Here is a 20,159-nt window from a genome sequence, read left to right as displayed (position 1 = left end):
CTACTTCACGGCCACCGCCTGGATGATCTCCTGGGTCACCGAGCCGCCCCTGTCGTCGCGGGCCGAGGCCCGCAGGGAGATGTGGGCGGCGGTGTCCGGCACGTTCAGCGTGCCGTGCCAGGAGGCGCCCCGGCCGGCGGTCAGCGGGACCGTCCGCCAGGTGGCGCCGTCGTCGTACGACACCTCCAGCCGGCCACCGCCGAGGGTGCCGGTGCCGGCCGCCCCCACGACGTACTCGACGCCGAGCCCGACCGGTATCCGCTTGCCGCCGGGCACCTTGCCGGCGAGGTCGGTGTCGACGTCGTAGGAGAGGTTGATCAGCGGCAGGTAGGTCCAGTGGTCGTCCGGGGTGGCGGCCGAGCGGAAGGTCCACTCGCTGTGGCCCTTCGAGGCGGGCTGCCACGTTCCGGCGTCCAGCGCGGTGTCGGTGACCACCTTGTAGGTGTGCTCGTCGGCGGGCGCGTCCCAGACGTAGGCGCCGGAGCCGGTGCGGACCCGGTCGACCAGGCTGCCGTCCAGGTAGACGCCGGTGGTCTGGGTCATCCCGCTGTCCGGGCTCCACGGGTCGCCGAAGCCGGTGTGGTCGGGTCCGGAGTCACCCCAGCCGGGGGTGTTCAACTGGATCTCGTTCCCGGCGCGTTGCTGTCCCCAGCCGAGCCCGGTGCCGAGATACGGGTGCCACACGGGCCGGAACCAGTTCCGCACCGTCCGGGTTCCGCCGTCGTAGCGGATCAGTCCGCTGCGCTCTTCGAGCGCGCCGTCGCGGGCGGTGACGGACTCGTGCCAGCGCTGTCCGGGCCCGGTGGAGACGTAGTCGGTGCGCTCGGCGGGGAAGTCGACGCGCTGCTGGAAGCCGAGGCCGATGGTGAAGGTGTCGGTGATCGAGTACCGGAACTCGCCCCCGCTCACCGGCCGCGCCGCGTGGAACTTGACGTGGATGGCGGCCAGTTGGTCCTCGGTGGGCGCGTAGGTGAGGTCACGGTCCGGGATCGTGCCCGGGTGGCCCTGGGACAGGTCGTACACGTACGGCGAGTTGCGGGTGCCGGTCATGTCGACCCTGCCCTGCGAGCGCAGCTTCGCCGCGTCCGCCGCGCCGACCGTGGCGATCTGCAGGGGCCGGTCGGAGCCGTCGTCGGCGCCCCACCAGTGCATCAGCCGGCCGGGCGCGTCGTCCGTCACGAACAGGGCCTTGGCGCCCGCGTCCTGGACGGCCTGGGCGAGCGCGGCCGGGTCGGCGCCGTCGGTGAGGCGCGCGAGCACCGCCTTGCCGGACACCCCGGTGACCGGTCCGTCCCCGACGTCGACCAGCGGCAGCCGCGTCCGCCCCTCGATGAGCGTGCCGCCCGACTGCACGGTCGCGTCGGTGACCCCCTTGACCTCCAGCAGCGGCTTGGTGAGCCGCCACACGGTCCGGTACTCGAACGTGCCCTGGGTGACCTTGTGGGTGGGCGCGGCGAAGACGCTGTCGTAGGTCAGGGGCACCTGGACCGCGCCGAACAGGTCGGACCCGTTCGCCGCGCGGTCGTACTCCATGGTCAGCTGCTGGGTCTCGGTGCGCCGGTCGACATCCGCCTTGATCTCGCGCAGCTTCCGCCCGTCCAGGGTGACGTCACGGTCGCGGTCCAGGACGATCTCGGGGTCGGCGAGGAAGCCGAGGCCGAGCGAGTCGGCGCCGTGGCTGCCGCGCACGTCGAGGAACGAGGACAGGCTGTAGCTGCCCGGCTTCAGGCGCAGCTTGAGGGTCCCGGAGTCGCCGACCTGCTCGGGGAACGCGTCCTCGCCCTCGGCGAGCGGCTGTACGGCGAGGTAGGCGCCGGTGGGGGCGCCGTCGCGGTCCTTGACGTGGACGGTGAGCGTGTACCGCTCCTCCTCCTTGACCATCCCGAACACGGTGTGCGCGAGCGGCGTTCCGTCCGTGCCGGTGGCCACGATCTGCCCGCTGGTCTCGCCGACCGGCGCCTTGGCGCCGTCACCGGTGACGGTGGTGGAGGCGGTGCCGTGCGCGGGGACGGTGAGGGAGGAGTCGGCGAGGGTGGCGACGCCGTCCGCCGCGCCCTCGGCGGAGAGCTTCAACTGGATGTCGTGGTCGGAGGAGTTGCGGTAGGTGAGGGTCCGGGTGACGGGCTTGTTCGCGTCGTACGGCCAGCTGTAGAAGCCGAGATCGGCGCTGCCGGTGGCGGTGACGTCCGCCTTCACGGCGTCGGCGACGCTGAGCCGCCCGGTGCCCAGCACGTAGGCGGAGGCGTCGAGCCGCTTCGAGCTGGACATCAGCGCGTCCTTCAACTGGGCGCCGGTCCAGTCGGGGTGGGCCTGGGCGAGCAGGGCGGCGGCTCCGGCGACGTGCGGGGTCGCCATGGACGTACCGCTCATCGAGGTGTAGTAGCCGCTGCCGGGGACGAGCTGGGAGCGGGCGGCGAGGATGTCGACGCCGGGTGCGGAGATGTCCGGCTTCAGGGCGTTGTCGCCGTACCGGGGCCCGCCGCTGGTGAAGTAGGCGGCCTCGTCCGCGGAGTCGACCGCGCCGACGGTGAGGGCCGCGTCGGCGGCGCCGGGCGAGCCGATGGAGGACGGGGCGCCGGTGTTGCCGGCGGCGATGACGAAGAGGGCGCCGGTCTCCTGGGAGAGGGTGTCGACCGCCTGGGCCATCGGGTCGGTGCCGTCGCTGGGCTCGCTCGACCCGAGGCTCATGGAGATGACCCGGGCGTGCACGTCCCGTGCCGCCCACTCCATGCCGGCGATGATCTCGGACTCGCTGCCCGATCCCTCGTCGCCGAGCACCTTGCCGACCGCGAGACCGGCGTCGGGCGCGACGCCCTTCTCCTTGCCGTCGGAGGCGGCCCCGCTGCCGCCGACGGTGGAGGCGGTGTGGGTGCCGTGGCCGTTGCGGTCGGCGACCTCCTGACCCTCGACGAAGCTCTTGCTGATGGTCACCCGGTCCTTGAGATCGGGGTGACTCAGGTCGGCGCCGGTGTCGAGGACCGCGACGGTGACGCCCTTCCCGGTGAGCCCCGCGTCCCAGGCGGCCGGCGTGCCTATCTGGGCGTTGCTCTCGGCCATGTCGGCCTTCACGCGCCCGTCGAGCCAGACCTTGCCGACGCTCTTGCCATGCGTGAGGGACCGCCAGAAGGTGCGCCCCCGGTCCGCCTCGACGGCGGCCCCGCGCAGGCTCGGCAGGCTCCGGGTCCGCTCGGTGCCGGCCGGGGTGGTGGCGGCGCGGGACTTACCGTAGGTCACGATCAGCGGCAGCGAGTCCGCTTTGGCGTCCGCGAACCCCTGCCGGATCAGCCCGCTCACGTCGAACAGCCGCCGGTCCAGGGTGCCGGCCCGCAGATAGGGCAGGGCCTCGTCCGGTACGACGCTGATGTCACCGTCGCTCATCTGGGTCCGTACGGCTCCGGTGGCCCCCCGGGGACGCTGCACGGAGACGGTCCTCCGCCCCTGCCCCAGGTCGGTGACGGTCACCTTGTCACCGGTGACGAGGGTGACGGTGGTGGCGGTGGTGGCGGTAGCGGGGGAACCGGGGGTGCGCTGGGCCGCGGTGACGGCCTCTCGCGCGCCCGCCGAGCCGGTCGGCAACAGGGCGATCACGAGCCCCGCCGACAGCAGCGCCGCTCCGCGGCTGACTGGTCCTCTGGTCATCCACGCCTCATCTCGTGTGGAGTGCGTCGAGTGCTGGGACGAGTGTCATGTGCCTCGTGTTGCGGGGGTGTTGGGCGTCAGCGGCGGAAAACCGCCCTGGCGGGTTCTCGCCAACGGCCGTTCGTGACGCGGACCAAACGGATTACATCGCCAGTTCCCGTCCGCAACAATGGAGTTGGCCGTGGAGCACGAGCACGAGCACGAGCACGGGACATGGGATACGGGACACGGGGGCGGACGTCGTCATGAACAAGCTGATGGAGTTCACCACGGAGGACGGCGCCGTCGTCGTGGTCGAGGCCACGGACAGCGCGGGCGGTACCCGGCTGGTCTCCCGCGACGGGGGCGGCCCCGCGGCCCAGGCCGTCCGCACCTTCGAGGCGGCCCTGGACGGAGTGCGCGCGGCGACCCTCTCCGCGCTGCGCGTCTTTCGGGACGGCAGCCTGCGCCCCGACTCCGTGGAGCTGGAGTTCGGCGTGAAGCTCACCGCGGAGGCCGGCGCGATCATCGCCAAGGGCGCGGGCGAGGGGCAGCTGGTGGTGCGGCTGGCGTGGACGTCGGAGCGCTCGGCGCCGGACGCGGGTGCCGTAGTGGACGAAGGCGCTGGCGCAGGCGCGGGCGCGTCGGCGAACACCTCGTCCGCGCCCGGCACCCTGCCCGGTCCCGCGACGCCCCTGGCGGAGCCGGCACCCCGCTCATGAGAGGCGGTTCCTGGAACGCCCGGATCGAGTCCGGGGGCGTGGTGATCGGGGCCGGCTTCCTGGTGACGCCGAGCACGGTGCTCACCTGCGCCCATGTCGTACGGGACGGCGACGGGGCACCGCTGACCGTCTCCTTCCCGGGCCACCGGGACCTCGCCGCCGTCCCCGCGAGCGTCGCCGTGCACGGCGGCTGGGCGGGCGGCGACACCGACCCCGGCGATCTCGCCGTCCTCGAACTGGACCGGCAGGTGCCGATCGGCCCGGCCGGCTTCGCGCCGCCCGGCGCCGAACAGGGCCTGCCTGCCCCGGCGTTGGAGGCCTACGGCTTCCCGGACGGGTACGACGAGGGCCAGGTCGCCGAGTACCGTGCCTCGTCCGCCACGCTCATCGCCGGCGAGTGGGTGCAGCTGGTGGCGGCCACCGCGCATGGGCAGCCGCTGACGCACGGCTTCAGCGGGGCCGCGGTGACCCTGAAGGACGGCCGGGTGGTCGGCATGGTCACGCAGGTGGCGGGTGAGCAGGACGTCCGCGTCGCCCGGATGCTGCCCACCGAGGTGATGGCCCGCTACTGGCCGGGGCTGGGCGAGCTGGTGCCGGCGCGCGACGGCGGCCGGGACGGCCAGGACCCGACGAGACGGCTGTACGAACTGGTGCGGCGGGCCGAGGCGGCCGGGCTGGAGTGCTCACCGGACCGGCTGTTCGTGGACGCCGTCGGTGACTTCGGCCCGGCCCCGCCGCCGGGCGGGTTCCCCTCCCTGCGGGCGGCGGTCGGCTATGTGCAGTGGGAGGTCGCGGAGCCGGCCGAGGCGCTGGCCCGGTTCGCCGACCGGCTGGAGCAGCTGCTGTCCGCGCCCCGCGGCTCCGCCTCGGCCTCCGTCGCCACTTCCGCCTCCACCTCCACCTCCTCCGTCGTCTCCTGGTCGCCGATCCTGGTCGAGCTGGACCGCAGCGGCGCCGGCGCCGACCAGGTCACCGTCGAGGTGTCCGCGTACCGGGACGGGCAGCGCCGGCCCGTGGGCACCGTCCGGCTGCCCCGCGCCCGGGTACGGGCCTACGTCCAGGAGTGCGTGGACGTGGCGTTCGACCATCTCGCCCCCGGCGCCGAGGAGTTGATCACCTTCGTGCTGCCGCGCGAGTGGCTGAACGAGCCCGTGGCCCACTGGGAGTGCGGGCCGGAGGACTCCACGCCCCTGGGCTGCGCCCACCCCGTGGTCGTCGCGGACCGGTTCCGGCACCGCAGCGGCCGGCTGCGCCACCAACTGGGCAAGAAATGGCAGAAGTCGGGGAGCGGAACCGGCTCCCCGGCCCTGTACCGCGTCGACTGCGGCAGCCGGGACAACCCGGCCGGCCTGCGCAAGCGGCTCCGGGAGGGGGAGACCGAGCTGGCGGGCTACGCCACCCCGCCCACCGCGGCGCCGGACCGGTTCGAGGCCGGCCTGACCACCCCGGTCCCGGTCCTCCTCTGGCCGCGCACCGGCTGCCCCGGCACCGACCACACGACACCCTGCGCGGGAACCACCTTCCTCGACGGACTCGCCCCGTACGTCGACGGGGTCCCTCCCGCCGAACTCCCCCGTGTCATCCAGGAGTTGCGAGAGGAGGTGGCAGCCGCCGACGAACCGGACCGGCACTGGGCCCGGGACGTCCAGCTCCTGTGGGACGACCCACGCTGCTTCCCGGCCCCTCCGGCCAGCCTGCACTCCCCCGTCGCCTGAACCCGCCCTACGCATCGGCAACCCGCCCTCACTGCCCAGCCGCCCGCGCCACCCAGCCGCCCAGCCGCCCGCGCCGCCTCAACGGAGAAGGAACCCATGCCCCTGTGGCCCGTGTACACCGGCACGAAGGAGCCGCACGACGGCATCACCGAGCTGCCCGCTCCCCCGCCCTGGCGGGACTTCGACGGCGGCCCGGCGCTGGACACGCCCGCCGACGACGCCGACAGCGCGGCCACCTCCCCCGACCGCACGCACCGCGCCGCCACCTACCGGGCCACCGAGCAGACCGTCCAGCTCGTCAACGCGGCCCTCTACCTGCGCCGGCCGCTCCTCGTCACCGGCCCGCCCGGCACCGGCAAGTCCTCGCTGGCCTACGCGGTGGCCCGCGAGCTGAAGCTCGGCCCGGTGCTGCGCTGGAACATCACCAGCCGCAGCACCCTGCACGACGGCCTCTACCAGTACGACCCCCTCTCCCGCCTGTACGCGTCCCGCCAGGCCGCCGCCGCTGCCTCCGCCACCGCTGCCCCCGGCGCCCCGGCCTCCCCGGCCACCCCAGAGGCCGGCATCGAGGACCACCTGCGCCTCGGCCCCCTCGGCACCGCCCTCCTGCCCTACGACCGCCCCCGCGCCCTCCTCATCGACGAGATCGACAAAAGCGACCTGGACCTGCCCAACGACCTGCTGAACGCTCTGGAGGAGGGGCAGTACGAGATCCCCGAGCTGGTCCGCTCCGCCGCCGCGGGCCACCCCCGGGCCGAGGTCATGGTCGACGGCACCCACGAGCGCGTCCCCGTCGAACGCGGCCGGGTCCGCTGCCGGGCCTTCCCCTTCGTCGTACTGACCAGCAACGGCGAGCGCGAGTTCCCGCCCGCCTTCCTGCGCCGCTGTGTCACCCTGCGCCTGCGCCAGCCCGACGACAGCCACCTCGCCGACATCGTCCGCGCCCACTTCGACGGCGAGCCGGACGCCTACGCACAGACCCTGATCAGCCGCTTCCTGTCCCGCGTGGGCGGCGGCGACCTGGCCACCGACCAACTGCTGAACGCGATCTACCTGGCCCGCTCCTCCGACCTGTCCACCGACTCCCTGGACGCGCTGGCGAAGCAGCTCATGCCGTATCTCGGCGAGGCCGCCCAGCGCCCCGACGCCTTCTGACCGTCATGCCGGCTGACCGCCCGGGCTCCCCGGACCCGCTCGCCCGCCTCGCCGACGTCCTGGCCGAGGCGGCGGACGGCGTGCGCCCCACCGCGCGGGAACTGGCGGAACTGCTGTGGCTGGCACGCCAGATGGAGCCACGGGGCGACGAGTCGGGGCCGACGCCGGCCGAGCCCGCCCCAACCACCACGGACGCACCTCGGCAGCCGCCCGCATCACCCCGGGAGGAACCCCCGGCCACCCCGCCCGCCCCGGACCCGGCACCACCCGAGCCTCAGGAACCACCCCGGGTCCCTCTCCATCTCCCCTCCCCCGCATCCTCCGCACCCGGCTCGCACACCGACCTCCTCTCCCCGGCGCCCCCGATGCTCCGCCACCCGCTGGGCCTGCAACGCGCCCTGCGCCCCCTCAAGCGCCGTGCCGACGCCCCCTCCGGTCACCGGCTGGACGAGCGGGCGACGGCCGACCGCATCGCCCGCCTCGGCGCGGCCCCCGAGTGGTGGCTGCCGGTGCTGCGCCCCGCCCGGGAGCGCTGGCTGCGCCTGAACCTGGTGTACGACACCGGCCCGACCATGCCCGTCTGGCGCCCGCTGGTCCGCGAACTGCACACCGCGCTCGCCCAGTCGGGCATCTTCCGCACCGTGACCCCCGTCCGCGCCGACCCCGACGGCACGGTCCACGGCCACGGCGCGCACGCCCCGGCCGACGGCCGCACGGTCACCCTCGTGCTCAGCGACTGCATGGGCCCGCAGTGGCGGCCGGGCGAGGCGGGGCGGCGGTGGTACGACACCCTGCGCCGCTGGATCCGGCAGATGCCCGTGGCCGTCGTACAGCCTCTGCCCGAACACCTGTGGCGCGACACGGCGCTGCCCGCCGCCCCGGGCCTCCTGTCGGCCCCGCATCCGGCCGCCCCGACGGCCGCCCTGACCTTCGCGCCGTACGAGGGCCACGACGACGCCCCCTCCGGCGCCGTGCCGCTGCCCGTGCTGGAGCCGGACCCGAGGTGGCTGGCGAACTGGGCGGCCCTGCTGACCTCGGCCGGCGGCACCCCGTACCCCGGCTCGGCCGCCCTGCTCGGCGCGCCCCCGGACCCGGCGACCCGTACGGACCTCTCCCGGCTGGCGCCGGAGGACCTGGTCCTGCGCTTTCGCGCGACCTCCTCCCCGGACGCGTTCCGGCTGGCCGGCCATCTGGCCCTGGGCCGGCCCGACCTGCCGGTGATGCGGCTGGTGCAGCGCGCGGTGGCGGCAGACCCGCGTCCGCAGCACCTGGCCGAGGTGATCCTCAGCGGCCTGCTCACCGCCGTCCCCGGGCCGCCGGGGTCGTACGCCTTCCGACCCGGCGTACGGGACCTGCTGCTGCGCAGCCTGCCGCGCTCGGCCCGGGGACGGACGACGGAACTGCTCGCGCGGGTGGGCGGGTTGATCGAGGAGCGCGCGGGATCGGCACCCGGCGAGTTCCGGGCGGTGACGCCCGCGCCGGGCGGTGCGGGCCCGGCGGCGGCAGAGGGGGACGCGTTCGCGACGGTCCGCCCGGAGAGCGCGCGCCGGCTGTCGGGGCAGAGTTCGGCACCGCGCGGTCTCGTCCCCGGATACCGGCCCGTACGGCTGCTCCCTGCCAGCGAGTCCGTGTGGCTGGCCGAGCGGGTGGCGGACGGGGAGCGGGTGGCGTTGCGGCTGCTGGAGCCCGTCACCGAGCCGGTGCGCCGGGCGGCCTTCCTGCGGGACGCGGCACGGCTCAAGGAACTGACCCACCCGAACGTCGTGGCCGTGCATGACTTCGGAATCGAAGGCGACGTCCCTTATCTCGCCATGGAGTACGTGGACGGCATCGCCCTGAAGGACCTGGCGGAGCTCAACAGCTATCGCCTTCCACCCCCACTGGTGGCAGCCGTCGGGAGCGACCTCGCTCACGCCGTCACAGCCCTGCACGCCGCCGGCGCCACGCACGGCGGGATCGACATGTCCCGGATCATGCTCCTGCCTGACGGCACCACCAAGCTCACCCCCCTTGAACCGGGCCGCACCTCGGGGCCGACCGGGCGGGAGGAGGATCTACGGGCCCTGTGCGGGGTGATGCTGGGGCTGACCACGCGGTCCGCCCCGCTGGCGCTGCCCATCAGGCCCGAAACGCTCGTGCGGCTGCACCAGGCGTTGCGGCCTTCGTACGCCGAGGCATTCACCCTGCTGCTGTCGCGGTCGCCGACGGACCAGGATCAGGGTGCGGCCCTGCTCACCAGGGACGAACTGCTGTCCCGGGCCCGGGAGGCATACGACCAGCGGCGCTACTACGTCCTGAGTGCGCTGCGCGTGGAACTCCCGGACGGCACGTCACCGGAGTTCGCACCGCTGGAACGGGCAATGCTCGCCCTTCTGCTGCTCAAGAACGGCCGCACGGTGACCTACGACCAGCTCAGGTCCGGCCTGTGGGAACCGTACGAGGAGCCGAAGGACGCACCGTCCGTCCTGGAACGGATCGCCTCCCGACTGTGGCACACCCTGGGGGCGGGCGAGCTGACGCCAGTGCCTGGCGGTTACGCCCTGCACACCAGCGCCGACTACGTGGACCTGGTCCACTACGAGGAACTGGACCGCAGAGCCACCGTCCTGGCCGAGCGGGGGTCCCACCAGGAGGCGCGGGAGTGTCTGCAGGAGGCACTGGACCTCTGGGGCGACGAGGGCCCCCTCGTGAACGTCCCCGGCCCCTCGGCCCGCGCGGCCGGCACCAACCTCCTCCAGCTCCGGCTCGACCTCTACCGCAAGTGGGCCGAGCTGCACATGGACATGGGCGAGTACGAGCGCGCGGCCACCTATCTCCGCATGCTCCTGGGCATGAACCCGGACCGCGAGGACTATCGCCGTCTGCTGCTGATCGCTCTTCGGGAACTGGATCGTATCGACGACGCGCTGGAGGTGTTCCAGGAGTACGAGTGGTCGGGCGGTGACGATCCCACGATCCTGGCCCTGGGTCATGAACTGCGCGGCGAGCACGCCGACTACGACGACCCGGTGGCCGGGGCGGAGGAATACAACGCCGATCCAGACGACGGCGCCACGTCCGCCCCGGGCGAGGATCCCTACCCCACCGAGGAGCCGTCCCTCCTCTACGGCCCCGAGGACTCATCCGAGGAGCGGCCCCTGCCACGGGACGAGGTGCCGGAGAGCCTGTTCGCCGGGGAGGACGACCATCCCGACGAGCGCCTCGCGTCGTCCCGGGCGGTGGCATCCTTCGAGTACGCGGACTGGCCCCATGGCCCCGATGCCCATGAGGCCCTGGGCCGGGCGGTCGTGCGGCTGCTCGTGGCGAGCGGGCTGGATCCGGACCTTTACGAACTGTGGGACCAAGGCACCGGTTACGAAGTGCGGCTGCGACTCGGGGTGTCGGAGCTTCCCTTGCTCGCCGTCACCCTTCAGGAGTTCACGGACCGGGTCGCCGAGACGGGCGGCCTGCGCTGGCGGGTCATGTTCCACGGGCTCGCGGACACCGGAAGCATCGAGGGCAACCACGAGGAGTGGCGCCCCCGGGAGCTCATCGAGGACGTCCTGGATGCGAGCGATGCCCCGGGAATCGTCGCCGTCTCCAACGCCCTTCGGGACGAGCTGGACGGCAGCGGGCGGCCCTTCCCCGTGCTGCGGACCATGGCCCTCAGCACGGCCGAGGACGGCTGGTACCTGCTCGCGCACCCCGTCGCCGCGGACACGGTCCCTCCGGTCCAGGGCCCCTTCCGCCTGCCGGCCCGGTCCCCCCTGCCACTGCCGAGGGGCGGCACCAGGGCCCTCGTGTACAGCGAGCACGGCACCGGGCTCACCCTCTCCCGTCCCCGGGAAGAGACCTTCTACTACGAGGTGGACCTCACCGAACGCAGCACGGGCCTGGACAGAATCGGACCGCCCGTCGACGGGACGCCGGTGTTCGAGGCGAAGGGGACTGCGGTCTGGCGGATCAAGGACCCGGTCGAGGGCGTCGTGCGGAAAGAAGAACGTCAGCCTGCCCCCGACGCTCTCACCCGACACCTCGACGACTGCCTGTACACCGTCTCGTCCGCCTACCCCGCCAGCAGCCTCGACGAGGCACGGACCGCGCTGAACGCGCGGCTGGACGGCCTGTCGTTGCCCGGGCACGAGATCCGCTGGACGGTCACCCTCGCACGGGTCCGCCCGTCGCCCGCAGCCGCCGACGGCGCGGCCTCGCCATCGGAGCCGGCCGACCCGGACCTCGTCGCCGCCCTGCGGGCGGCGGACGCCGTCCTCTTCGGCTTCGACGGCACGTTGACCCGGCTGGCCAACGACACCGTCGACCTCGATCCCCGGTACGAGCGCCAGTCGCCCGACCGCCACAGCGACGCGCTCGACCTGCTCCGGCTGGAGCAGCTCTCCGACCCGATCACCCCGGCGCAGGAAGTGGAGCTGAGGAACAAGGAAGTGGCAGCGGTCGGGGACGCGCCCTCCCTCGCCTACTCCGATCTGCTGCTCCGCACCCTGGACGACAAGCGCCTTCCGTTGGCCGTGGTCACGAATTGCTCGACCGAGGCGGTCGTCCTGTACCTGGAGAGGCAGGAGCTGCACCACCGTCTCCTCGGCGGCGTGCACGGGCGTTCCGGCCTGTCCGCCCCGTTGCTGCCCGACCCGTACCGTCTGCTGGAGGCCGCCCGGCAGCTCGGTGTCCCCCCGGGTCGCTGCCTCATGATCGGCGCCACCGGCCCCGAGCGGGACGCGGCACGGGCGGCGGGTGTCAGGTTCATCGACGCCGACGTCGACGTCGGCCCCGGACCGGGGCGGGCCGCGCCCGACGCCCCCGTCCTGTACAGCGCGGGCCTTCTCCCCCTCCTCCGCGCCGCCCGGACTCTCTGAAACCCCGCGAGCGCCCCGCGACACGCCGTACACGCTGCGACACGCCGGAAACCCCCCATTCAGCGGCACCCCGCCCGGCCCCCTCCAGAAGGCACGCACCCCCGTACGCCGCGCAGGATGCCAGTGAGGCCCCGTGCTACGGGCCCTCGCCAAAAGCCCGCGTACTCGGGAGGATTTGCCGTGACCGTCAGCCTGGAGCAGCTGCGCCGCTGCCACTTCGCCGTCGACCTGGGCGCGGCTCGCACCCGGGTGTATGTGAAGGGCGCCGGCCTCGTCGTGGACGAGCCCTCGGCCGCGGCCATGAACACCCGTACCGGCGCGCTGATCGCGGTCGGTGAGCTCGCCGAGAAGATGACGGGGCGGACGCCGAGTTACATCAAGGTCGTACGGCCGGTGTCCGGTGGCACGGTCGTCGACATCGAGATGGCGCAACGCATGCTGAGGCATCTGATGGGCGACCGGATGCGTCGCGCCCTGCGCCGCAAGCCCCGGCTGCGCGCGGCGGCCTGCACCCCGCACGACGCCGATCCGCTGGCCCAGCGGGCGACGATCGAGACGCTGGTCGGGCTCGGCGCGCGGCGCGTGGAGCTGGTGGACACGCTCATCGCGGCCGCCGTGGGCTGCGGGCTGCCCGTGGAGCAGCCCGAGGCCACCATGATCATGGTGTGCGGGGCGGCGGCCACCCAGGTCGCCGTGCTCTCCCTCGGCTCGATCGTGACGGCCGAGCGGGTCCCGGTGGGCGGCGAGGCGGTGGACCACGCGATCGTGCAGCACCTGCGGCACGCGCACGAGCTGATACTGCCGAGCCAGTCGGTACGGCCGTTGCAGATCGCCCTGTCCGACAACGGGCTCACCGCGCACGGGCCGTCCACCACCGAGATCCACGGCCGGGACGTGGCCACCGGGCTCGCCCGCAGCGTGCAGGTCGACACGGCCGCGGTGCGCAACGCCATCCAGACCCCGCTGACGGCGGTGCTGGACGGCATCGGCAAGGTGTTGCGCGTCTGCCCGCCCGATCTGGTCGCCGACCTCGCCGACCGCGGGATCATGATGGTCGGCGGCTCCGCGCGGCTGCCCGGCTTCGACCAGATGCTGCGGCAGGCCACCGGAATGCCGGTGCACATCGCCGAGCAGCCCGACATCTGCGCCGCGCAGGGGCTGGGCGCGATGATGGAGGGCCGGATCGAACCCCTGGTCCTGGACCCCCTGGCCGCCTGAGCCGACCCCGGCTCAGTACGGCAGGATGCGCCCCGAGGGGGTCCTGCGGTCGATCTCCTGCCCGCGCGGGGCCGCGGGCCGACGACTGACACGTACTCGGATCCGACGGTCCATGACGCCCTCCTCCTGCCGGCACGGTTCCGGCAGTGGACGCCGGTAGGAGGACCGTGCCCCGGACACGGCATGTCCAAGCCAGGAAATGACCAACTTGTCATTTCCTGGCGCCCTTTCAGGAGCGGTCCACCGAGAACGTCGTACAGTTCGGGCCGTAGACCCGGCCGTCCAGGTGGTTCGGCGTGGACGGGTCCGCGGTGCCCTGGAGGTTGACCGCCAGGTAGTTCGGCGGCTGGTCGATCCAGTACGTGGCCCGCAGCGTGAGCACGCCGCTCTGAAGGGTGCCCGCCATCGCGAACGAGCCGCGCGGCACCTGGGGGTTCGAGGGCGCCGGATAGAACGCGAACACGGCGTTCACGGTGCCGTCGCCGTGGTCCTCGATGGTGAGCACCAGGCCCGTGATGCCCTGGTTGCACACGTAGCTGCCGTTCCACTGGCCCGAGAGACCGGTCACGGTCGCGGCGGGCGAGGACGGAACGGTCTCGTCGTCCGGCGATTCGACCGGCGTGGTCTCCTCGTCCGGCGACTCGACCGGGGTCTCGGCGGGCGAGGTCGGGGGGTCCGAGGGGGTCGGGGTGTCGTACGGCGAGGAGTAGGGCGACGCGTACGAGTGCGAGTCCCCCGAGTCCGATGCGGAGTCGCCGCCGAACAGCGCGTTCGCCTGCCACGCACCGAGCCCGATCACCAGCACCGCGGCGAGCACGGAGCCGATCACGGCCCCGCGCCGTCTGCGGGCGGATTTGCCGGTGGGCGGACCGAACGTGCCCGGCACCGGGGTCGGGAGCGTGCCGGGAAGCGGGGTTCCAGGGAACGAGGTTCCAGGGAGTGGGGTACCCGGGATCGGAGTTGTCGGCGGAGGGGTGTGGGCACCGCCTCCCGGCGCGTCCGACGCCCACGCGGTGGGCGTGTAGGCGGGCGGCGGGGTCGGCGGCACCGGCCCGGTCATCGTGGGCGCCTGGTGGGCGGGGCCGACCGGGGTGGAGGGCGGCGCGACGGGCCGCGGGGGCGGTGGCGTGCCGCCGGCCGCATGCCCGCCGTCCGCATGCCCGCCGTCCGCCCCGGGCGCGGCAGCCTCAGGGGTCGCCGCCCCAGGGGGCGCCCCGCCCGGGGTCGCCGCCTCCGCCGCTCCCGTCCCGGGCCCTGCCTCCCGTACCGTCTCGGCCACCGTCGGGGGCAGCCAGGACGCGTTGGTGAACAGGAGCGTCGTGCGGGCCGCGCCCGCCGCGTCGGTGAGTTCCGTGAGGAGCGCGTCGACGGTCGGCCGGTCCTCGGGACGCTTGGCCAGGCAGCGCGCGACCAGACCCCGTACCGGCTCGGGCACCGCGTCCAGGTCGGGCTCGCCGTGGACGATGCGGTACATCAGGCCCTGGGCCGAGCCGGTGCCGAAGGGGCCGGTGCCGGACGCGGTGAACCCGAGGACCGCACCGAGCGCGAACACGTCGCTGGCCGGGCCGACCCGCTCGCCGGTGAGCTGCTCCGGCGACATGAACCCGGGTGTTCCGATCACCACACCCGTCCGGGTGATGGCGCTCGCCTCGGACGCCGTCGAGATGCCGAAGTCGATGACGCGGGGACCGTCGGCGGCGAGCAGCACGTTCGAGGGCTTCAGATCGCGGTGCACGAGCCCCGCCCCGTGGATCGCCTCCAGCGCCTCGGCGAGCCCGGCCGCCAGCGTGGTCACCGGGCCGGCCGCCCAGGCGCCGTGCCGGGCGACGGCGGTGTCCAGCGAGATGCCCGGGACATAGGCGGTGGCCAGCCACGGCGGGTCCGCCTCCGGGTCCGCGTCCACCACGCCCGCCGTGAACACGCCGTTCACCCGGCGGGCGGCGGCGACCTCGCGCGCGAACCGCATCCGGAACTCGCGGTCCTCGGCCAGTTCGGGCCGTACGACCTTCACGGCGACCGCCCGGCCGCCCTTGGACCGGGCCAGATACACCCGGCCCATGCCGCCGGTCCCCAGCCGGCCCACCACCCGGTAGGGCCCGACCTGGTGGGGATCCCCCGCCCCCAGCGCACGCAAAGTCTCCACACGACCCCCCAAGGTCTTCCACGTCTCCCTGCGCAGGCTTCACATGATGACGGCAGCAAGCGCTTGCACGGTTTCCGCTTTCAACAGACTCGGGAGGAATGACACGGACTCGATACCATTCACCCGACCAAGCCCGCCCATATGGCCAATTGAGGGGGCCATCGGGCCGTTGGGGACGGACCGGCTACCGGGCCAGATAGCGGGCCAGGGTGTGGTCGAGCAGGCCGAGCCACTCGGTGAGCCGGGCCGACCGGCGGGCGTTCAGCTCGCACGGGTACACGCTGCCGTCCCAGAGCTGGACCGTCACCGTCAGCCGGCTGCCGCGCGAGGAGGGCGTACGCCCCACGGTGGCGATCTCCGCCCACTCGAAGTCCGCGGCGACCCCCGCCACTTCGAGGATCACCCCGGTGGCGTTCACGACGACCCGCGCCTCACCGTCGGCGAGCACGGCCTCCGGAGGGCCGTACGGCATCGGCGGCCCGAACCCGTACGGGACCGGAGACGCGGCGGCGAGCGGCGCGAACTGAGGAGGCGTCGAGGGCGGTGCGGGGAGGTGCGGGGGTGTCGAAGGCGTCGGTGGGAGGTGCTGAGGCGTCGCCTGCGCCGGTGGAAGGTGGACCGGCGTCCACGGAACCTGCGCGGGCGTCGCCGGGACCTGCGGGGGCGTCGGCACGCCGGTGACCGTCGGGACGTACGACACGCTCTGCCCGGCCTCCCGCTCTCCCTGCTCTCCCTCCTTCCCCTGCTTCCCCTGCTCCCCCGGCTCCGTCTCCACCCCCTCCAGCCGGTCGAGCAGTTCGGTCGGCGTGGGCCGGGCCGCGGGGTCCTTCGCCAGGCAGGCCGCCACCAGGTCCGCCAGCCCGGGCGGCACGGCGGACAGATCCGGCGGCTCGTGCACGGAGCGGTACATCAGCCCCATGGGCGTGCCCTCGCCCCAGGCGCAGCCGCCCGCCGCGGCGACCAGGACGGCGCCGAGGGCGAACATGTCGGCGGCGCCGGTCACATCGTTGCCGAGGGCCTGTTCGGGGGCGAGGAAGCCGGGGGTGCCGAAGGCGGTGCCGGTCGCGGTGAGGCGCGTGGATTCGACGGCGCGGGCGATCCCGAAGTCGATGACCCGGGGCCCGTCGTCCGCCATGACGATGTTGCCGGGCTTGAGATCGCGGTGCACCAGGCCACGGGCGTGGATGGACTCCAGCGCCTCGGCGAGCGCGGCGGCCAGCGCCCGCAGCCGCGGCTCGTCCAGCGCGCCCTCGGCGGCGAGCCGCGCCGCCAGGGTGGGCCCGGGAATGTAGGCGGTCGCCAGCCACAGCGGATCACCGTCCACGTCGGCGTCCACCACCGGCGCCGTGTGGAAGCCGCCGACGGTACGAGCCGCCTCGACCTCGCTGCGGAACCGCTCACGGAAGACCGGGTCCGCCGCCAGCTCCGCCCTGGCGACCTTCAGCGCGACCGCACGCCCGCCCCGCGTCCGGGCGAGGTACACGGTCCCCATCCCGCCCTCACCGAGCTTCCGCTCGACGAGGTACCCCCCTATGCGTTCCATGCGCACAGTATGACCGCCGGATCACCGCGTGGGGGCCGGTCAGAGGGCCCCCGGCGTCCGTTCACTCAGGGGCGAAGGTGAAGCTGCGCCACGGGCCGGTCGCCTTGACCGCCTCGGCCATGCCCCCGATGTCCAGGTAGATGCTCGCGCCGCCGGCCGGCACGGTGCAGTCGGGTGTCGTGTACAGGAGCATGTCGCTCTGCGTGTAGTTGTCGACGTGGGTCACGCCCTCTCGGAACCGGTGACACCCGTGGATCGACGGGTTCGAGAAGGTCTCCACCAGCGTGAGACCGTTGCGCCCCACGATCGTGCCGGACGCCTGATCCTGGCAGGCGGTCAGCGCGATGCCGAGCAGTGCGATGCCGGTGAGCGCGGCCAGCGACCGTGAAGAGCGCATGAAGCCTCCTGTACCGGGGCAGAGCCGTCGGAACGTCATACCGGCACCACTATCCGTCCGGACCCCCGGACGGCGCCGGTCAGGTACCGCCGTTCGGGTGAATTTCAGCCGGGTCGCCCGGTCGACCCACCCGGGGCGACCCGTCCGGGCCCGGCGAGTGACCCGGATACCCCTCCCGGCGTGCGGGCCCGCACAGGCGCCCCTTCACTGGGGCGGGAAGACCGTTCGTCAGTCACGGGAGGCTCGGTATGGCAGGGCAGTGGATGCGGGGTGCGGCGGGCACTGTGCTGGCCGTGGTCGTCGGGGTCGCGGCGGCCGGGTGTTCCGACGGCTCCGGAAAGGGGTCGGGTGCCGCGAGCAAGGCGGCCTCCGCCGCCTCCTCCCTCGCCTCCAAGGGGGCGGACGTGCTGGCGTCCGCCTCGGCGGAGGCCGGGCGGAAGCTGGGCGAGATCAAGAACGGGGTGAACGCCAAGGAAGATGTGAAGCTCGGCTCCCCCGCCACCGACGGCGACGGCCGGGCAGCGGTCAAGGTGACCGCCAGGAACACCGCCGACTCCGCCAAGTCCTTCGCCGTACAGGTCAACTTCACCGACCCGAGCGGCAATCTGCTGGACGTGGTCGTGGTGACGGTCGACAACGTGGCCGCGGGTGCCACCGGCGACGCCACGGCCACCAGCAACCGCAAACTGACCGGCGACGTGCGCGCGGCGGTCGGCAGAGCGGTACGCCACTGACCACCTGCCTCAGAAGCAGGCCCTCAACTGTTCGCACGCTGAACGCCCCCTGTGCGGCCCCGATGCGGGCTATGCGGGGGGCGTTTCGTCATGCCCGGGATCAGCATCGCCGGCACATGAACGCCTCGTGAGTCAAGCAGCGTCAGTCGTGCACGCCGTCTGTAGGTACTTGTACTCATGCTTGGCTTCCTCCTCGGCGGAAGGATGGGCCCATGCCTGAATTCCGTAAGAACAGGACCGTTCGGGGTGCGGTCGCGGCCGTGGCGCTCATCGCGGTCTCCGCGTGTTCCTCGGGCGCGACCAGCGACAAGGAGGCAAGCAAGCTCGCCTCCAGCCAGGCTGCTGTCCGCGCACGCCAGCAGGCACAGCAAGCACTGCTTCGAACGATTCGTTCCTACGACCAGCGCACTTCCCTCACTCTCACCCTGACCGTCGTACGTGACATGTGCCTGCCAGGCAGGTCGCGTCAGTGGATCGACTCCAACGGCGACGACAGCTACAAGGTCAACTGCACCATGCGCGCCACCGCCTACTACGGAGCCGACCGCAAACACGTCGGAGACGTGCTCGACAGCATCTTCACCGCAGGCGACCAGCACGGAACCGGCATCACCCTCGGTCACACCTACTACGGGGACCATCTCGTCGCCTACTACCGGGGCAAAGGCCCCAACCCGCTGGCCGGTTCGCAGCCCAAGGGGCAGGAAGTCCCCGAACCCACCCCGGAACTCTTCGACGCCTCACAGACCCTGGCCTGGGACCCCGTCCACCCCACCCGGGCGGATCATCCGGTTGCCGAACCAGACCCGTGCCCAGCCGGCCGCCCTCCCCTGATCCGATGCACACGCGAACCAGCCCATAGGACAGTTGCCGAAACCCGGAGGCAGTACAGCATGCTGTTCGAACTCGACCTCACTGCCCCCGAATACTACAAAGTAACCAAAAAGAGCAATTAGGCGCCCGGGGACCGAGGAAGCGTCGGCCCCCGGCCGGTCGGGGCTTCTGCATGCCTTGATCGCCTGCCTCTCAGGCCGGCAGTGAGGGGCTGGCGGTCTCCGGCGTGTCGCTCCAGGAGACCGCGGAGCGGGCGGTGCACAGTCGGCGCAGGTGAAAATGTTCATGCGCCGACCAGCGAAGGTGGGGCGGGTGGGACTCGAAATCGTGGAGTGGCGCAGCGTCTCCTTGATCGCATGCAGGTCTCCCCGCCTGCGTGGATCAATGTTGCGGCGCAGTGCCTGAGGTCCCGCAAGTTGATTGGCGGCAGGTCCGCGCGCCGGCAGATCCGCCGGAATGCGTCCGACACCTTCTCCGGGTGCAGCCACACCCCGTCGACGTCCACGAAGACCTTGCCCGTGTCCGCCCAGTCCGCCGTCTCCTTGCCCTTCGCCCGCTCCTCGGCCGCATGCCTGTTCCACGCCTCTCGCTCGGCCAGCCGGCGCTCGCGGTGCGCGCGGAGGACGGCCACGTTGAGGCTGTCGAGCGCGATCGTGCCCGCGCTGCCGTCGGTCTTCGGCGCGCTCTCTTCCGGGGTCCACTGATGTTCTTGCTCATCAAGAAGGCCCGCGCCTACGGCATCATCCTGATCCTGCTCACCCAGAACCCCGACGCCCCGAGCCTGCCCACCTAAATGGGGCCGACTGCGGCCGGTCGGGCCGAACTCGGCCGCCTCGACCCGCGGGCGCCATTGGCGAGACCTGTACCGGCCGCTACTGTCAGCTCACCTAGCAGGCACGAGCGGGGGGACGGTCATGGCTAGGGAGCCGGACATAAGCAAGAACCGCGTCCGTTTAGGGACAGAGCGCATCCGGGCTGCGGCCGGAGTCACGGCTGTGCTTGTCGGTGACGCTGCCATCGCGATTGTGGCGTGGGTTGGGATTGTCCATGTGTCTGGTACTGCTGATGCGTCCTCAGAAATCACCGGCATCCTTACAGGCGCATTCGTGGCCCTGAGCACCACAACAACGGCGTACTTCGGTATCAAGGCCGCCACCAACACGGCAGATCGCGCGCTCGGCGTCATCCAGGGGCAAGATGTCCCTCGTACCCCACAACCCCCTGGGCCCC

General features: G+C 72.9%; 11 protein-coding genes and 1 pseudogene. 7 read left to right on the top strand and 5 right to left on the bottom strand.

What is annotated here, in order from left to right; translation table 11 throughout:
• Positions 1–3,639: a S8 family serine peptidase gene (locus tag ABZ865_RS02230; RefSeq protein ID WP_361222519.1), complete on the bottom strand. Its 3,639-nt coding sequence runs from the start codon at positions 3,637–3,639 to the stop codon at positions 1–3.
• A 245-nt stretch (positions 3,640–3,884) separates the two neighbouring features.
• On the opposite strand from ABZ865_RS02230, the gene ABZ865_RS02225 reads away from it, so the two are divergent.
• The 5 genes from ABZ865_RS02225 to ABZ865_RS02205 all read left to right on the top strand — a co-directional run bounded on the left by ABZ865_RS02225 (position 3,885) and on the right by ABZ865_RS02205 (position 13,278).
• Positions 3,885–4,340 carry a CU044_2847 family protein gene (locus ABZ865_RS02225; protein WP_361222517.1) on the top strand — a complete coding sequence of 152 codons (456 nt, stop codon included), beginning with the start codon at positions 3,885–3,887 and terminating at the stop codon, positions 4,338–4,340.
• The gene (locus tag ABZ865_RS02220) at positions 4,337–6,055 is read left to right on the top strand and encodes a trypsin-like peptidase domain-containing protein (protein ID WP_361222515.1); all 1,719 of its coding nucleotides are present in this window, start codon (positions 4,337–4,339) and stop codon (positions 6,053–6,055) included. The genes ABZ865_RS02225 and ABZ865_RS02220 overlap by 4 nt, the downstream gene beginning before the upstream one ends.
• A 96-nt stretch (positions 6,056–6,151) precedes the next feature.
• The gene (locus ABZ865_RS02215; RefSeq protein WP_361222513.1) at positions 6,152–7,210 is read left to right on the top strand and encodes a MoxR family ATPase; all 1,059 of its coding nucleotides are present in this window, start codon (positions 6,152–6,154) and stop codon (positions 7,208–7,210) included.
• Between the two features lie 5 nt (positions 7,211–7,215).
• Complete coding sequence (locus ABZ865_RS02210; protein WP_361222511.1) at positions 7,216–12,060, top strand: SAV_2336 N-terminal domain-related protein; 4,845 nt, start codon at positions 7,216–7,218, stop codon at positions 12,058–12,060.
• A 180-nt stretch (positions 12,061–12,240) separates the two neighbouring features.
• Positions 12,241–13,278 (top strand): rod shape-determining protein, encoded by a 1,038-nt coding sequence (locus tag ABZ865_RS02205; protein WP_361222509.1) that lies wholly within the window; start codon positions 12,241–12,243, stop codon positions 13,276–13,278.
• Between the two features lie 229 nt (positions 13,279–13,507).
• On the opposite strand, the gene ABZ865_RS02200 is transcribed toward ABZ865_RS02205, so the two are convergent.
• The 3 genes from ABZ865_RS02200 to ABZ865_RS02190 form a co-directional block, all read right to left on the bottom strand.
• On the bottom strand, positions 13,508–15,421 hold the full coding sequence (locus ABZ865_RS02200) for a serine/threonine-protein kinase (protein ID WP_361222507.1): 1,914 nt from the start codon (positions 15,419–15,421) through the stop codon (positions 13,508–13,510).
• Between the two features lie 184 nt (positions 15,422–15,605).
• The gene (locus ABZ865_RS02195) at positions 15,606–16,964 is read right to left on the bottom strand and encodes a protein kinase (RefSeq protein WP_361222505.1); all 1,359 of its coding nucleotides are present in this window, start codon (positions 16,962–16,964) and stop codon (positions 15,606–15,608) included.
• 61 nt (positions 16,965–17,025) lie between these two features.
• The gene (locus ABZ865_RS02190; RefSeq protein ID WP_361222504.1) at positions 17,026–17,361 is read right to left on the bottom strand and encodes a hypothetical protein; all 336 of its coding nucleotides are present in this window, start codon (positions 17,359–17,361) and stop codon (positions 17,026–17,028) included.
• A 248-nt stretch (positions 17,362–17,609) separates the two neighbouring features.
• Here ABZ865_RS02190 and ABZ865_RS02185 point away from each other — a divergent pair, with 248 nt between their 5' ends.
• Positions 17,610–18,095: a hypothetical protein gene (locus ABZ865_RS02185; RefSeq protein ID WP_361222502.1), complete on the top strand. Its 486-nt coding sequence runs from the start codon at positions 17,610–17,612 to the stop codon at positions 18,093–18,095.
• A 212-nt stretch (positions 18,096–18,307) separates the two neighbouring features.
• Positions 18,308–19,051, top strand: coding sequence for a hypothetical protein (locus tag ABZ865_RS02180; RefSeq protein WP_361222501.1), 744 nt, complete (start codon positions 18,308–18,310; stop codon positions 19,049–19,051).
• 198 nt (positions 19,052–19,249) lie between these two features.
• Here ABZ865_RS02180 and ABZ865_RS02175 read toward each other — a convergent pair.
• Positions 19,250–19,629 (bottom strand): annotated as a pseudogene (locus ABZ865_RS02175) (site-specific integrase); the annotation flags it as partial.
• Positions 19,630–20,159: the final 530 nt, after the last annotated feature.

Source organism: Streptomyces sp. NPDC047085 (assembly GCF_040643735.1).
GTDB lineage: Bacteria > Actinomycetota > Actinomycetes > Streptomycetales > Streptomycetaceae > Streptomyces.
This window is presented reverse-complemented; position numbering and strand designations above follow the sequence as displayed.

Coding starts and splice junctions, on each gene's coding strand:
- ABZ865_RS02230 (WP_361222519.1), bottom strand. CDS start 3,639: ATGACCAGAGGACCAGTCAGCCGCGGAGCGGCGCTGCTGTCGGCGGGG.
- ABZ865_RS02225 (WP_361222517.1), top strand. CDS start 3,885: ATGAACAAGCTGATGGAGTTCACCACGGAGGACGGCGCCGTCGTCGTG.
- ABZ865_RS02220 (WP_361222515.1), top strand. CDS start 4,337: ATGAGAGGCGGTTCCTGGAACGCCCGGATCGAGTCCGGGGGCGTGGTG.
- ABZ865_RS02215 (WP_361222513.1), top strand. CDS start 6,152: ATGCCCCTGTGGCCCGTGTACACCGGCACGAAGGAGCCGCACGACGGC.
- ABZ865_RS02210 (WP_361222511.1), top strand. CDS start 7,216: ATGCCGGCTGACCGCCCGGGCTCCCCGGACCCGCTCGCCCGCCTCGCC.
- ABZ865_RS02195 (WP_361222505.1), bottom strand. CDS start 16,964: ATGGAACGCATAGGGGGGTACCTCGTCGAGCGGAAGCTCGGTGAGGGC.
- ABZ865_RS02190 (WP_361222504.1), bottom strand. CDS start 17,361: ATGCGCTCTTCACGGTCGCTGGCCGCGCTCACCGGCATCGCACTGCTC.
- ABZ865_RS02185 (WP_361222502.1), top strand. CDS start 17,610: ATGGCAGGGCAGTGGATGCGGGGTGCGGCGGGCACTGTGCTGGCCGTG.
- ABZ865_RS02180 (WP_361222501.1), top strand. CDS start 18,308: ATGCCTGAATTCCGTAAGAACAGGACCGTTCGGGGTGCGGTCGCGGCC.